The sequence below is a fragment of the Winogradskyella sp. HB-48 genome (assembly GCF_049942685.1).
GTDB lineage: Bacteria > Bacteroidota > Bacteroidia > Flavobacteriales > Flavobacteriaceae > Winogradskyella.
Map to the genome: position 1 here is coordinate 2542685 of NZ_CP187934.1, position 14846 is coordinate 2557530.

The window sequence follows — 14846 nt, forward strand, 5'->3', positions numbered from 1 at the left end:
TAATAGAGCTTTATGGCAGGTACTAATTGATATTCAAATTAGTTGCTTACTTTCGTGAAACATATCTCATCACTATGTTAGCTTTAAAACAAAAGCGTTTATTAAATCAATCTTTACCCATAGCAATCATTTGGTTAGTAACGGGTTGGGTGTTTTTGTGGACAGAGCAGGCCATTATTGGCAATACCAGTAATACTCCAGATTCCGCCATTGCAATAACACCCAAAGTATTTTTGTTTGCCAGTATTAGTGTAGCGCTTATAGGGCTTTTAGTAGGATATATTGAATATGGGTTTATCAATAAAGTGTTTAAACCCTATCGCTTTGCCATTAAGCTTTTAGGAAAGTTTGCCTTCTATATACTGTTTATGGAGCTGATAGTTTTTGTAACCTTTATAATAGCAGCAAGTATTGAATTAAACACCTCAATAGGTTCTGGTCTTGTTTGGAATAAGTACAGCGTGTTCTTTTGGAGTATTACACATGCCAGCACCTTGATTCAATTGGCATTTTCAATGCTCCTAACTTTGTTTTATGTTGAGGTCAGTGAACATTTAGGGCATTCGGTCTTGTCTAATTTTGTGACTGGGCGTTACCACCATCCAAAAACCGAAACCCGTTTGTTTATGTTCAGCGATATGAAGTCCTCTACACAGATTGCTGAAACTTTGGGTCATGATACCTATTTTCAATTTTTAGCATCCTATTACAATGACCTTTCCGATGCGATTTTACGTCATAAGGGAGAAGTCTATCAGTATGTAGGCGATGAGATTGTACTCACATGGCCTCATACCACTAAAGACTATGCACAACTAAGTCTAGACTGTTTTTTTGCTATGAAAGACGATTTAGCACAACGGCAATCCTATTATCTCAAAGCTTATGGAATTGTGCCCGACTTTAAAGCGGCCATTCATTTAGGTGAAGTCACAACGGGTGAAATCGGCGCCCTTAAAAAAGACATCTTTTTTACAGGGGATGTTCTTAATACCACCGCAAGGTTACAATCAGAATGCCAATCGTTTAATGTAGATCTGTTGGTGTCTAAAGATGTAGTAGATGCTGTGTCTTCAGACACATACGTGTTTAAAAGTTTAGGCTCGGTTCAATTAAAGGGAAAAACACAGACTGTTGAGGTGTTTTTGGTGAATAGATAGTTGGTTTTATGATTTGGGTTTAGGAGGCTTCTCGATCTGTTTGGAGACACAGAGGCTCGAATTGATACTTCGGCTGAGCCCATTTCACTTTTTTGGTTATTGTAATTACTACAATTCTTTTTTAATGGCTAAACCCTTCGACTTACGTTGTAAGGTATCTTCATTCAAAATATATTTTGAATTCGATAATGCTCAGGACAGGCCACCAAAAAAGCCTTTTGCTGTAAGAGGAAATTACAAAGTATCGTTCGCTCTTGTACTTCGTAAGTTATCTTTATAGTTAGACTTGGAGGTTGCCTACTTCATTTTGGTTGCGAGGGTGCTTTTACAGCTCACTATTTCTGCTTACAGCGTTTTCCGACGTTGTCGGAATTTCAAGTTTGTTTTAAGATTTGGGTTTGGAAGGCTTCTCGATACATCCCGACGTTTGCAGTCGGGACACTCGAAGTGACGTAAAGGGTGTCACATTACACCTAACAAACGGTTGGTTAAAAAATCCCGCACAATAAAACCATTACAAAACATAAAACACAAGACCTAAGTGTCATTTTAATGTTAATACAATGCTAAATCTTTTATATCTAACCGTTTAAGACGTCTAAAAGTAAGTTTATAGTCGTATCTTTATAAACACCAAACACCAATGCTATGAACTCAATACAAAAACTACGATTACGATGGCTAAAGTCCAGATTAGAAAGAACAAATATACCACCACAAAAAGCTGAGGTTTGCGCAAAAGGCAGGCAAGCCACCAAGGCCATAAAGGATGAAGACACCTTCATGTTCATCTAATACATTAGCTACGCAAGCGCTAAGACTCCCTCAGTTTTACCGAAATAGGATAGTGGTCGCTAAAACCATTAGCATCAATCTTTTTGCCCATCCCACCAAAATGTTTGGGCACACCATAATGTCCGGGTTTTACCATTTCAGGAAAACGTTCAATACTTACAGAGCCAGACACCACTTTTATAGCACTATTGCTTTTTAGCATGTTTTCATTCGCCAAAAACTGATCCAGCATATTGGGCTGGTTTCCAAAATAAAAACTGGCAGTACCATAATCCATTAAGGGCCACATCAAGTTTAAAAAATAAGGAATACGACCACGCACCACACGCGCTCTACTGCGTAAAGCCAAAGCAAATCGCGTCAGCGATTCGTTAAAAGGCTCATCGTTAAAGTCGCCCATAGCTAAAACAGGAGTGTCATCACCATGTACCTCTCTAATACGCTGATGAAAATAACTTAAGGTTTCACCAGCAATCTGTCGGTAACCTTCAGACTCATACTGCCCACCACTGCGCGACGGCCAATGGTTGGCAATGAGTACCAAGCGCTGTTGCCCTTGGCTGTGTTTGGTCAAAAAATTAACCTGCAGAATATCCCTAGTTGCCGTACGGCGCAAAACAAAATGATCAAAAACCTTAGGCTCACCATTTTCTTCCTCAACGGTGAATAGATCAGCATCGTATATAAAAGCCACATCGATGCCACGTTTGTCATCAGAATCGTCATGTACCAAAGCATAGTTGCGGTTTAAGCTGCCCATTTTTTGAATCAATAGATGAAGTACATGGGCATTTTCAACCTCACACACTCCAAGTATATCTGGTCCATGGCCATTATTCAGTTGCATAATAATGCGGTTGAGTTGCTCTAATTTCTGATCGAGCTGTGTGGGTCCCCAGCCTTTAACATCACTACCAATAGCACGCTGCAGTTTCTCGGTACGTCTTGGAGAATGTTCAATATCAAATAGGTTTTCTAAATTCCAGAAAGTGATGTGGTAGTCCATATCGTTTATTTTTTTGGGATACGGCTATTGATTAGGTTAGTAAAAGAGGATGATTAAAAGTAGTGGATTTTAAATAAACATACAAGTACCACAATCAATTAAAATATAGCAATATTAAAACAAACCAAGAGCTTTAAAATAACTTGTAATTCCGATACAGTCGGAAACCGCTGAAAGCAGAAATAATGAGCTGTCAAAATCCTGTTTAAAGTTACTGTCAAGGATTGAAAGATATGTTGGTATTGGGTTTAGGCTACAAATGCTCTAGAGCGAGTGGTACGCAGTAATTTCCTCTTTCAGCAAAAGACTTTTTGGTTCGTTTTTGGTCTTTCAAAAATGAACATATAAAACAAAATCAATAAAGGTAAAAGACATTTATTGGTAGTCATCCCGAGCTTGTCGAAGGGTTTTGCATCAATGTGAAATGAATATATAAAACTAATTAAAAAGTATGGTTTTTAGCTAAAAATCAAAATTAGAGCTCCTCCATATCTCCTCCATGTTTACTCCATGTATACTTCATATATAAGCCATGTCTTTAAAACGGAAATTATGCCACTCATTTTTGTAGATCAACAACTACAAAAATCTAACAGAGATTTAGTATACTTGTTATCCAAAAAAATAAAATAACCTAGCTTTGTATTTTGGTTTCAAAATCATAATCAAGCGTCAGTTCGAGTGATTTTGAAGCATGAAAAATTGTATCGAGAACCAGTTTAAATAAAATTCTATTCTCGATACAGATTTTACTCATTTTCAATCGTAAAATCCACTCGAATTGACGAATTTCATCAAAATTAATAACAGATTAAACTATAATCAACAATGAAATTATTAGGAATAGGATCACGCATCAATCATAATGAACACGGAAAAGGAGTCGTTACCAATGTCACCTCAAAACACTATTGGGTCACTTTTATCGATAAAGGTTTGGAAACTTTGGAACTTGATGAAGACTTTGAAGTGATTGAAGCGGCTGAAGACGATGTAGACACCGTAAGTTTTTATGAAGTTGAGAAAAGCCTGAAATCTATTCTAAAAAAATGGTCAGATGTCTCTGAAGTTGTTTCTATTGCCGATAAGTGGAAGGGCGGCAAGCTAATCCTAGAGCCTGGCGATACCAATTTACAAAGTAAGGAAATGCCAATAGATACTTTCTTTCATAAAATAACCATGGTACGCGATCGCTTACGTGTGATGGAACAGAAGATTAACTCTAGTAATCTTGACGAACAAGAGAAAATAGATTTACAGCAATACATCACTAGAAGCTATGGCAGTTTAACCAGTTTTAACGTGCTGTTTAAATTGAAAACCCAACAGTTCGTAGGGCAGAAATCTAAGTAGATAGTAGATAGTAATTAGTCTAAGTAACTCGATACTATCTAATAGAGCTAATTGGTTACAATTTAAGTCCTTTAACTTTGCCCATATCTAAATTAAACACAAAGAATTTGTGGGTTGTAGGAAGTAGAGCACCGCTTTCTGTGGTTGTCCATTGGTTCCATGACGCTTCAAGACCATCAATAGGTAAAATGTCTACCCACATTTGAAAGCTTTTAGGCTTGCCGGTTTCATCCAAATGCCATAGGTAGGAATCGCCTGGTGTTGTGCCTCCTTTGGTATAAGTTACAAGTAATGCTTTTTCACCCTCGTTGGTAGTTACTAATCTGCGCTCTGTTCCTTTATCAAACACTTTATAAGGTGCTACTAGCCAAAAGGAATCGTTATTAAAATAATCTTGTGCTTTTTGGATGTAGGCTTGTTTTTCGCTACCATTGTATTCCTGCTCACCAGCAAATACTTTTGAATTATTGGAATTTTCAAAATCCAAAATAACGGTCATATCATCCCATAACACTTCGCAAGTTTGGTCTGTTTTGTACCATTTGTAATGGTGAATACCTTTAAAGGTCCATTCGAGGTAATCCGTATTAAGATAAGCTTCTTCATTTAAGGCTTGAAGCATTGAGGTAGCAAGCTGGTCAGCTTCTGCTCCTTGTGTTCCAGTTGGTAAATCCTCATTGTATTTGAGGTACATAAACCCAAAGAAGAGAAGTGTGGGAAGCGTTAGGAAAATGATAATACCTCCAATAATTTTAAGAATGCGTTTTCTTTTTGATGTTTTTGGCATAATTTTTATTCTATTATGTGCAAAGATGCTGAACTAAATTCAGCATGACAATGTCAAAAGTTTTTCTTTAATCCCTTCCGCTAGAATAAGAGCAGCATCAGGATGGTGTCTAAACCATAGTTCTGGTTCCACAAGTTCTAGTTCTGCTAAAGCAATTTGTCCATTATTATCTTTAAAGATATCCACTCTGGCATATAAAGGTAACTCGTTGCAAGCTTTAACTGTGTCTATGGCAAACTGAATTTCGACTTTACTGGGTTTGTAATCGTGGACACTTCCACCAAAGTCATCTTGCACTCTAAAATCACCTGCTTTAGCTTTCTTTAGAATAGCATGCGTAAACTGTCCATTAAATACCATCATTGAGATTTCTCCTTCAGACACTATATTCTTTTGAAAAGGTTGAAGCATCATAGCTTCGTTCGCAATAAGTGTTTCATAAATTCCTTGGTGCTTGGCTCTGTTTTCAGGATTGAGCTTGTAAGTATGTCTTGCTGCACCAGATACACAAGGTTTCAGTACAGTTTCCGTCCAACCTGTTTCTGTATGTAAGTCTTCAAGCGTCTTTTTGTCTCCTTTTTCTAAAAACAAGGTTTCAGAGATATGAACACCTTTTGCTTTAAGATCTTGTAGATAATGCTTGTCAATATTCCAACGTATGATAGAGTCTGAGTTAAATAGATTGGTAACTTTCGAAATCCTATTTAGCCAATTTGAAAACTTAGGGAAATCATCAAAATAATCCCATGTGGTTCTAAATAATACCGCTTTTGTAGAAGACCAATCGAAATGAGGATCACTCCACGCTAATCGGATAACATTTAAACCAAGTTTTCCCATTGCATTGACCACTAGAGCATCTTCTACAATGATGTTTTTGGTGTAATCATTTAACTTAGATGGATGCGCATACCTATGGTCGGTCAGTACAACAACGTCGTATTTTTGCATGGATTTATTATGAGGTTCTCGATACAAAATTGCAAAAACAATTTCACTCGAACTGACAAAAGTCAATATATTAATTCGTCACTTCGAGTGATTTTGAAGCATTAAAAAATCGTGTTTCGATATGCTTTAGCAGAATTCTCGAGAAGTATTCTTGTTAGTTATCATTCTTATATCCTTGTGGTCGTTTCCAACGAACTGGTGCTTTTGGTTCAGATTTTGGTTCAAACTCATTGCCTTTTAATAACTTCATAGCTTCTTGTACTGCGCGTTCCAATTGTGGGTCGTTACCTTTTGATGTTTCCTTTGGATGCTGAATCACTTCAATATCTGGAGCTACACCTTCTCCCTCTACAGCCCACTCACCATCAACGTCATAAAAGCCACCACGAGGCGCTACCATGCGACCACCATCAATAAAACGAGGTGTATCCCAAGTTCCTACAAGTCCTCCCCAAGTTCTGGTACCAATTAATGGTCCAATATTTTTCATCTTAAACATATATGGCAGTAAGTCACCACCAGAACCAGCACGTTCGTTAATCAACATCACTTTTGGACCCCAAATACCAGCAATAGGTGTTGTCCATGGTCGTTTATCACCAGCTTTACTGTTAAAATAACCGAACAATTCACGAGACATAATATCTATCATATAATCGGCAGCAGAACCACCACCATTATTTCGTTCGTCTATTATGACACCCTTTTTGTCCTGTTGTGAAAAATAATATCTGTTGAAGGAAGTAAAACCTCCACCTCCAGTATTGGGTACATAGACATAAGCGAGTTTACCATTAGATAGCTTATCGACTTTACGTCTGTTGCTTTCAATCCATTCTACACTTCTTAAACCACGTTCGTTACTTATAGGTTTTACTAAGATGGTTTTAGCATCGGTCATATTGGGCTGAGAATTGACGGTGATGTTAATCTCTCTTCCAGCCGTTTGTTCTAATAGCTCGTAAGGATTGGTTTTACTGTCTAAACGTTTTCCATTAATCGCTAAAATATAATCCCCTTCATTAACCTCTATACCAGGTTTTGCAAGTGGTGCTTCGGTATTGGGATTCCAACGCTCACCAGTGTATATTTTTGAAATTTTATAATTACCATTTACTTCTTCAAAATCACAACCTAGTAATCCTACAGGTACCCGATTTACATCTGGAAAATCACCACCAGAAACATAGGAATGTCCTACGGCAACTTCTCCACTCATAATGTCAACCACATAGTTTAGGTCTGTTCTATGTCGTACATGATCTATCCAAGGCGCATACCACTTGTAAACATCATCCCAAGGTGCGCCATGTACATTATCTACGTAAAGGAAGTCTCGCATATAACGCCATCCTTCCTTGAAGATTTGATGTGCCTCTGCTTTAGGATCGAGCTTAATTTTGATATCAATTTTTAAGTTATCCTTTCCTGGTTTAGGAGGTGAGGATGTTTCGGTTAAAACCCAATTACCATTTTGAGATAGCAGAATAGATTTTCTATCGTCGGAAGCCACCATTTGCGAAACACCTTCAGCAAAGTCTGTTGCTTTTTCCTTCTCAACATCGTAAGAATGTACTTTAAGACCTCTGGCATTAGGAATAGCTTCAGCAATAAACACATTGTGTTTTGGGCCTTTTAACAATGCTACATAATTTCTATCGGGTAAATTTAATGCTACAGCTCGGTCAAAAATTCCTTCTTCGTCTATAGTTACAGTAACACCATCAGATGATTTTTTATCGTCTTTTTTATCGTCTTTTTTGTCATCCTTTTTATCATCTTTCTCTTCCTTTTTTGCATCTTCCATATCACTTTTTGGGAGGTTTGGAGCCTTATCTTTATTGCTAAGCACTATTGCATATAAACTTCGTGTAAGATTGGCTGCAGGATCATAGTTGCTCATGTCTAGCCAACCACTCTGTAAACCATAATTGGTACTTGCTAATGTGTAAAGGTATTTTCCAGATTCATCCCAAACAGGTGTTATAGCATCAGCAATTGGATCTGTTATTTGGATGATTTTGTTAGCGTCAATACTATAAGCAAAAATGGCTTTAAAATGGCTATCCTGTTGTTTTGCATAGGCAATCCATTTGCTGTCTGGAGACCAAACGGGATTCATGGAACGATTAGGATGCGCATAACGATCGGTATCGACCTGTTTTGTTTTTTTTGTTTCTAGGTTTATGACCCAAATATTGTAATGTGTGTCTGTATAAGCAATGTATTTACCATCTGGTGACCAATCAGGTTGGAAGTAAAATGTTGGGTCTGGTAAGGAAATGGCCTCAGCGTTTTGACCATTTTGGTCAGCGATCATTAATTGGTATTCTCCACTTTTATCAGAAAACCAAGCAATTTTATCACCTTTAGGAGACCATATTGGGCTTCGATCAGCAACACCTGGTGAGTTGGTAAGGTTTATCCAAGTTCCATTTTCTTTAGGTACGGTGAAGATTTCACCACGATGTTCGAATACGACACGCTTACCGGTAGGAGAAACATTAGGGTTGGTTAATTGTCCTGCTGAAACATCATCCCATTTTGTTCTATAGAAATTGAGGTCAGCTTTAACATCTATATTCAATTGTGCTGTATTGCCCGTTGTAGGATTGTAAACATGAAGATATCCACCTTGTTCGTAAACGATTTTATCGTTACTCGCATCTAAGCTTTTTACGTCAAATTTTTTATGAAAGGTGATTTGTTTTTCTTCTTTGGTTGAAGGATTAAACGACCAGATATTCATCGTATAATCGCGTTCGGACATAAAATATACCAATCCATTTAACCAGACGGGATCTAAATGACGTTCTTTAGTAGGCTGAGAAGTTCTTACTAAATCTTTTGTCTTTAGATCTACCACCCAAATTGGCATGGCTTGCCCACCACGGTAATTTCTCCACTCAGCATCCCAACCAGTGATAGGGGTATACGCCACATGTTTTCCATCTGGAGACATTTCACCATAAGCCGCTCTGGGAATATCTAAAGCTTCAGGTAAACCTCCATCAATAGAAACTGTAAAAAATTTGTTAGTCATTGTTGGTTGTGCTTCACGACCAGAGCGAAACAAAACTTTGCCATCTGGAGTCCAACCTTGCACAAAATCACCATCAGGATGATAGGTAAGGCGTTTAGGTTCTCCGCCTTCATACGGCATTACAAACACATCCACATTACCATCGTATTGTGCTGTAAAAGCAATTAGTTTGCCGTCATTGGAAAAGTGAGGATTAGACTCGTAACCGTCATCACTAGTTAATCTTATAGCTGTTCCTCCTTGTATTGATGCCTTCCATAAATCGTTGGCATAAACAAAAACCACATCGTCGCCATGTAATGTTGGTTGTCTTAAGAGTTGTGTCCCTTGCGAAAACGAGAATAGAGAAGCGCAAAGTACTGCAAAGGCAATATAATTTTTCATGTTTGGTTGATTTTATAAAGCAGGTTAATTTAGGCTTGGTGAAGTTAAAGATACAATATCGTAGAGATGTATTTTTTAAAACAATGTTAAAACCCAACTGCAGTATCGTCTCCTCTGTAATCTGCACCACCTTCTAAAGTACCGTCATCTAACACTAAAATTCCGTCTACTTTGCCAATCACAGGTGTTCGTGTTTGATTGATGGTATATCCTAAATTTTCTAATTGTTTGATAAGGTTTTTATCAAAAGCATTCGGTTCCATTCTAATTTCATCTGGCAACCATTGATGATGAAAGCGCGGTGCATCAACTGCACTTTGCATAGAGAATCCAAACTCATGGACATTAATAATGGTTTGCAATACCGATGTAATTATAGTTGATCCACCTGGTGTACCAAGCGTCATGTAAAGCTCTCCTTCTTTTTCTACTATAGTTGGTGTCATGGCGCTCAGCATTCTTTTTTCTGGAGCAATACTATTGGCTTCAGCACCGATTAGACCATATGTGTTGGGTACACCTGGTTTGCTACTAAAGTCGTCCATTTCATTATTGAGAAAAAAACCTAATTCCTCAACATACATTTTAGAGCCATAAGCTCCATTTAGCGTTGTGGTAACAGCTATAGCATTTCCATACTGATCTACAATAGAGTAGTGGGTAGTTTCGTCACTTTCATAGCCTATAATTTCACCATAGGATAATGTCGTTGAAAGAGTCGGTTTTTTGAATGAAAAGTTATCCATTCGTTTTTCAAGATATACGTCGCTCAATAACGTTTCTGTCGGAATATCCACAAAATCAGGATCGCCTAAATAATAACTTCTATCAGCATAAGCTCGTTTTTCTGCTTCGACCATCACCTGAATTGCTTTTAATGAATTATGACCATAATCATTTAAATCGAAGGGTTCTACCATCTTCATGATTTGCCCTAAACAAATACCTCCTGATGATGGAGGCGACATGGACGTAATGGTCAATTCATCATATTGAAAAGTGATAGGTGTTCGCCATTTGGCTTCATATTTGGCTAAATCTTCGAGTGTGATGATGCTGCCATTAGCGTTTAAATAATCGATTAAAATGTTTGCAGTTTCCCCTTCATAAAATTCATTTCTACCACCAGCAGCAATACGTTGTAAGGTCTCTGCTAAAGCCAAATTCCTGAGTGTATCACCAGCTTTAAGGTTCTTGTTAAAAAGGATTTGCTTTTTATTCACGGTTGAAAAAATACTGTCGTACTCAGAAAATCGTTTTGCTTGTTTTTGAGTAACCGCAAATCCATTTTGTGCTAATGCTATAACAGGTTTTAAAATGGTTTTCACATCTAGTTTGCCAAATTTGCGTTGGGCTTCAAAAATGCCGGCAATTGTTCCTGGTACACCAATAGCCATGCTACCAACTGTGCTAAGGTTTTTTATAACATTGCCATTTTCATCAAGATACATGTCTTTGTTAGAGGCCAAAGGAGCTTTTTCTCTGTAATCTAAAGCACCTTTTGTACCATCGGCTAGTCTGTACACCAAAAAGCCACCTCCGCCAAGGTTGCCAGCATAGGGATAAACTACTGCAAGTGCCATTTCGGTGGCCATCATGGCATCAAAAGCATTACCACCTTGTTTTAGTATTTGAATACCAATCTCAGAAGCTTCTTTTCTGGCACTTACTACCATTGCTTTTTGGGAGATAGTACCTTTTGAAATTATTTTGGATTGATTACTTCTTACTTCTTGTTTACAGCCAAATAAGACAAAAATTATAAGTAAGACGGTTATTGTATGCTTCATATACTGTATTGCTTTTCTATTTCGGTTTGCTTGATTTTACTGAACGCTATGAGTTCATCAAAAAAGGCTGTAAATTCTTTTTCAAATTCGGAATAATAAGTCCGAAGTTCATTTGTGGCTTCATTCATTTTAGATTTGCCATTGGTACGATTGTTCATGCCATTAAGTACACTTTGAATACCATCTATTGTAGCATAATTAAAAAGCCAATTTCCTTTTATCATAATAGGTGTGAGTCGCTTAAAACGCTCTGGGAGCATATCAAAATTGGCATTGAGTGTTTGGTAAAAATCATCAACAAATTTAGCTAAAGGTATATCGGAATAGCTTTCCCAGTTTTTTGCCAAGAAATGGTCGTAAAAAATATCTACAATAACTCCACTGTAATGCCCATAATTTTGATGTAAGCGTTTGGTACTTTGCCTGAAGATGTGATGTGCATCTGTAAATGTATCTATTTCCCTATGCAGTAGAATGCCTATTTGCATCTCTTTTGGATAAGTTCTGTAATTTTTACCTCTAATCCCATCTGCAACAAAATTGCCTATGGATATGAGTTTGTTATTTCCTGATAGATATATATGGGCCAAGAAGTTCATTGCCCGAATTTACAAATTCATAATAACAAAATAGGATTAACATCTTATATTTGCTCAAAATCAATAAGAGATGACTTTAATTAAATCAATATCAGGAATTCGTGGTACTATAGGAGGTAAAGTTGAAGACAATCTTACGCCAATAGATGCAGTTAAGTTTGCAGCTGCTTATGGCACATGGATAAAACAACAGCGCAATAAAGAACATTATCGCGTGGTTGTTGGTAGAGATGCACGTATTTCGGGTGAGATGATGCAGGGCTTAGTGATGAATACTTTGGTAGGTATGGGAATCCATGTTATAGATTTAGGTTTATCAACCACACCAACGGTTGAAGTTGCTGTACCCATGGAGCATGCTGATGGTGGTATTATATTGACTGCGAGTCACAATCCCAAACAATGGAACGCCTTAAAATTATTGAATCATAAAGGTGAATTCCTAAATGGTATTGAAGGAAAGAAAATATTAGAATTAGCCGCATCAAATGATATGGTCTTTGCTGAAGTTGACGCCCTTGGTAAGATTACCAAAAATGATGCTTATATCGATTTGCATATTGATGAAGTTTTAGCATTGCCATTAGTAAATAAAAAAGCCATTGAAGCAGCAAATCTTAAGGTTGTGGTAGATGGTGTCAACTCTACAGGTGGTATAGCTATACCTTTACTCTTAGAGCGTTTGGGTGTGGAGGCTGTAAAACTGTATTGTGATCCAACAGGTCACTTTCCGCATAACCCAGAACCTTTAAAAGAACATTTAGGAGATTTGGCAAAAGCCGTGGTAAAGGAGCATGCCGATTTTGGTATAGTGGTAGATCCAGATGTGGATCGTTTAGCGTTTATGGACGAAAAAGGAGAGATGTTTGGTGAGGAATATACCTTAGTGGCTTGTGCCGATTATGTGTTAAGCAAAACGCCAGGTAATACGGTGAGTAATATGAGTTCTACTAGAGCCTTGCGTGATGTTACCGAAAAGTATGGTGGAACTTATGAGGCCAGTGCGGTAGGCGAGGTGAATGTTGTAGAATTAATGAAGAAAAATAATGTGGTTATCGGTGGTGAAGGTAACGGAGGTATTATCTATCCCGAGTTACATTACGGACGAGATGCGCTTGTAGGTGTGGCTTTATTTTTAAGTCTTTTGGCGGAAAAGAAAGTATCCGTAAGCGCTTTAAGAGCTACCTATCCCAATTACTTCATGAGTAAAAAGAAGATTGAACTAACACCTGATTTAGATGTAGATGCTATTTTAAGTACCATGGAATCGAATTACAGTCATAAAAAATTGACAACTATAGATGGTGTAAAGATAGATTTTGCAGATAGTTGGGTGCATCTAAGAAAAAGTAATACTGAGCCTATCATACGTATATATACAGAAGCTCAATCGCAAGAAGCTGCAGATGATTTGGCAGACCGTTTTATTGCTGAAATTAAAGCTGTCGCTAATATTTAGTAAATTTGAATATGATTTCTGAAACGGCAAAACATAATACAACAAGGCTCGAAGCTTATTTTGAGCAATTTAGGAAGCATATCATTGGTTTAAATCAATCGTTTGTGTCTCCCTATGGAGAGCAAAAAATAATCTATACCGATTGGACAGCTTCAGGTCGATTATATAGGCCGATTGAAGAAAAGTTACAAAATGAATTTGGTCCTTTTGTTGCAAATACGCATACCGAAACTACTATTTCTGGTACAGCAATGACAAAAGCTTACCACAAGGCCAAACAAATCATAAAAGACCATGTTAATGCCAACGATGACGATGTATTGATCGTTACTGGAAATGGTATGACTGGCGTGGTGAATAAGTTTCAACGTATTTTGGGGTTGAAAGTTCCAGAAAACTTAAGAGAATACACCGATATCCCTGATGCGATACGTCCTATCGTTTTTATTTCCCATATGGAACACCATTCTAACCAAACTTCTTGGTTAGAGACGATGGCAAAAGTTGAAATAGTACCACCAGATGAGGATGGTTTGTTTAGTCTAGAAAATTTAGAAACTTTATTAGATCAATATAAAGATAGTGCGCTTAAAATTTGCTCTATCGTTGGTGGTTCAAATGTTACAGGCATACAGACCCCTTATCATAAGGTTGCTAAACTAATGCATGAACATGGTGGTGTTTGCTTTGTTGATTTTGCATGTTCTGCACCATATGTAGAGATAAATATGCATCCTAATGATAAGGATGAGCAGCTCGATGCGATTTTCTTTTCACCACATAAGTTTTTGGGTGGTCCGGGAACTTCAGGTGTTTTGGTCTTTAACAAACAACTATACCATAACATGGTTCCAGATTGTCCAGGTGGAGGCACGGTTAGCTGGACAAATCCGTGGGGAGAGCATAAGTATATTGACAATATTGAAGATAGAGAGGATGGTGGTACTCCAGGGTTTTTACAAACCATAAAAGCAGCACTCTCCATAAAGCTTAAGGAGCAAATGGGAGTTCAAAACATTCTTGAGCGTGAGCATGAGTTAATAGTCATTGTCTTTAAGAAATTAAGTACCATTCCGAATATCAATATCCTTGCAGGTCAACATCAAAAGCGTTTGGGAGTGATTTCATTTTATATTGATGATTTGCATTATAATCTTGGTGTAAAATTACTGAATGACCGATTTGGTATCCAGACACGTGGTGGATGTAGTTGTGCTGGTACTTATGGCCACTTCTTGTTGCATGTTGACCAGCAAATGTCTAGAGAATTGACCGATGAAATTTCAATAGGTGAATTGGTTCGGAAGCCAGGTTGGATTCGCATGTCTATTCACCCTACCACAACCAATGCTGAAATTGAGTATGTTTGTGACAGCATAATTGCATTAGCAAAACATCATACAGAATGGTCTAGAGAATACGAATATTCTAGATGTAATAATGAATTTATTCATAAGTCATTGCTTAAAAATCCCTCCGGATCCGTTGATATCGAAGATTGGTTTAGCTTGGATTAGTG

The 14846-nt window shown here is 37.5% G+C and carries 12 protein-coding genes; 6 read left to right on the top strand and 6 right to left on the bottom strand.

Features of this window, described 5'->3' with window-relative positions; genetic code table 11:
- Positions 1 to 74: 74 nt before the first annotated feature.
- The 3 genes from ACPX19_RS11520 (at position 75) to ACPX19_RS11530 (ending at position 1955) form a co-directional block, all read left to right on the top strand.
- Positions 75 to 1160, top strand: coding sequence for an adenylate/guanylate cyclase domain-containing protein (locus ACPX19_RS11520; protein WP_426430152.1), 1086 nt, complete (start codon positions 75 to 77; stop codon positions 1158 to 1160).
- 124 nt (positions 1161 to 1284) lie between these two features.
- Complete coding sequence (locus tag ACPX19_RS11525) at positions 1285 to 1440, top strand: hypothetical protein (RefSeq protein ID WP_426430153.1); 156 nt, start codon at positions 1285 to 1287, stop codon at positions 1438 to 1440.
- A 368-nt stretch (positions 1441 to 1808) separates the two neighbouring features.
- Positions 1809 to 1955 carry a hypothetical protein gene (locus ACPX19_RS11530; protein ID WP_426430154.1) on the top strand — a complete coding sequence of 49 codons (147 nt, stop codon included), beginning with the start codon at positions 1809 to 1811 and terminating at the stop codon, positions 1953 to 1955.
- A gap of 19 nt (positions 1956 to 1974) precedes the next feature.
- Here the strand turns inward: ACPX19_RS11530 and ACPX19_RS11535 are convergent, their stop codons facing one another.
- A complete protein-coding gene (locus ACPX19_RS11535; protein ID WP_426430155.1) occupies positions 1975 to 2961 on the bottom strand; it encodes an endonuclease/exonuclease/phosphatase family protein in 987 nt (328 codons plus the stop codon).
- A gap of 828 nt (positions 2962 to 3789) precedes the next feature.
- Between ACPX19_RS11535 and ACPX19_RS11540 the strand changes: the two genes are divergently transcribed.
- Positions 3790 to 4314 (top strand): hypothetical protein, encoded by a 525-nt coding sequence (locus ACPX19_RS11540; protein ID WP_426430156.1) that lies wholly within the window; start codon positions 3790 to 3792, stop codon positions 4312 to 4314.
- Positions 4315 to 4369: 55 nt separating this feature from the next.
- Here the strand turns inward: ACPX19_RS11540 and ACPX19_RS11545 are convergent, their stop codons facing one another.
- The 5 genes from ACPX19_RS11545 to ACPX19_RS11565 form a co-directional block, all read right to left on the bottom strand.
- Positions 4370 to 5101 carry a hypothetical protein gene (locus ACPX19_RS11545; protein ID WP_426430157.1) on the bottom strand — a complete coding sequence of 244 codons (732 nt, stop codon included), beginning with the start codon at positions 5099 to 5101 and terminating at the stop codon, positions 4370 to 4372.
- Positions 5102 to 5140: 39 nt separating this feature from the next.
- On the bottom strand, positions 5141 to 6052 hold the full coding sequence (locus tag ACPX19_RS11550; RefSeq protein ID WP_426430158.1) for an ATP-grasp domain-containing protein: 912 nt from the start codon (positions 6050 to 6052) through the stop codon (positions 5141 to 5143).
- A gap of 154 nt (positions 6053 to 6206) precedes the next feature.
- The gene (locus ACPX19_RS11555) at positions 6207 to 9479 is read right to left on the bottom strand and encodes a S41 family peptidase (protein WP_426430159.1); all 3273 of its coding nucleotides are present in this window, start codon (positions 9477 to 9479) and stop codon (positions 6207 to 6209) included.
- An 86-nt stretch (positions 9480 to 9565) separates the two neighbouring features.
- Complete coding sequence (gene ggt / locus ACPX19_RS11560) at positions 9566 to 11269, bottom strand: gamma-glutamyltransferase (RefSeq protein ID WP_426430160.1); 1704 nt, start codon at positions 11267 to 11269, stop codon at positions 9566 to 9568.
- Positions 11266 to 11868, bottom strand: a complete 603-nt coding sequence (locus ACPX19_RS11565; protein WP_426430161.1) for an ACP phosphodiesterase — start codon at positions 11866 to 11868, stop codon at positions 11266 to 11268. The genes ggt and ACPX19_RS11565 overlap by 4 nt, the downstream gene beginning before the upstream one ends.
- A 70-nt stretch (positions 11869 to 11938) precedes the next feature.
- Between ACPX19_RS11565 and glmM the strand changes: the two genes are divergently transcribed.
- Together glmM and ACPX19_RS11575 are read left to right on the top strand one after the other, a co-directional pair.
- Positions 11939 to 13327 carry a phosphoglucosamine mutase gene (glmM, locus tag ACPX19_RS11570; protein WP_426430162.1) on the top strand — a complete coding sequence of 463 codons (1389 nt, stop codon included), beginning with the start codon at positions 11939 to 11941 and terminating at the stop codon, positions 13325 to 13327.
- An 11-nt stretch (positions 13328 to 13338) separates the two neighbouring features.
- Complete coding sequence (locus ACPX19_RS11575; protein ID WP_426430163.1) at positions 13339 to 14844, top strand: aminotransferase class V-fold PLP-dependent enzyme; 1506 nt, start codon at positions 13339 to 13341, stop codon at positions 14842 to 14844.
- Positions 14845 to 14846 lie beyond the last annotated feature (2 nt).

Coding starts and splice junctions, on each gene's coding strand:
- ACPX19_RS11535 (WP_426430155.1), bottom strand. CDS start 2,961: ATGGACTACCACATCACTTTCTGGAATTTAGAAAACCTATTTGATATT.
- ACPX19_RS11525 (WP_426430153.1), top strand. CDS start 1,285: ATGGCTAAACCCTTCGACTTACGTTGTAAGGTATCTTCATTCAAAATA.
- ACPX19_RS11530 (WP_426430154.1), top strand. CDS start 1,809: ATGAACTCAATACAAAAACTACGATTACGATGGCTAAAGTCCAGATTA.
- ACPX19_RS11545 (WP_426430157.1), bottom strand. CDS start 5,101: ATGCCAAAAACATCAAAAAGAAAACGCATTCTTAAAATTATTGGAGGT.
- ACPX19_RS11520 (WP_426430152.1), top strand. CDS start 75: ATGTTAGCTTTAAAACAAAAGCGTTTATTAAATCAATCTTTACCCATA.
- ACPX19_RS11565 (WP_426430161.1), bottom strand. CDS start 11,868: ATGAACTTCTTGGCCCATATATATCTATCAGGAAATAACAAACTCATA.
- ACPX19_RS11540 (WP_426430156.1), top strand. CDS start 3,790: ATGAAATTATTAGGAATAGGATCACGCATCAATCATAATGAACACGGA.
- ggt (WP_426430160.1), bottom strand. CDS start 11,269: ATGAAGCATACAATAACCGTCTTACTTATAATTTTTGTCTTATTTGGC.
- ACPX19_RS11555 (WP_426430159.1), bottom strand. CDS start 9,479: ATGAAAAATTATATTGCCTTTGCAGTACTTTGCGCTTCTCTATTCTCG.
- ACPX19_RS11575 (WP_426430163.1), top strand. CDS start 13,339: ATGATTTCTGAAACGGCAAAACATAATACAACAAGGCTCGAAGCTTAT.
- ACPX19_RS11550 (WP_426430158.1), bottom strand. CDS start 6,052: ATGCAAAAATACGACGTTGTTGTACTGACCGACCATAGGTATGCGCAT.
- glmM (WP_426430162.1), top strand. CDS start 11,939: ATGACTTTAATTAAATCAATATCAGGAATTCGTGGTACTATAGGAGGT.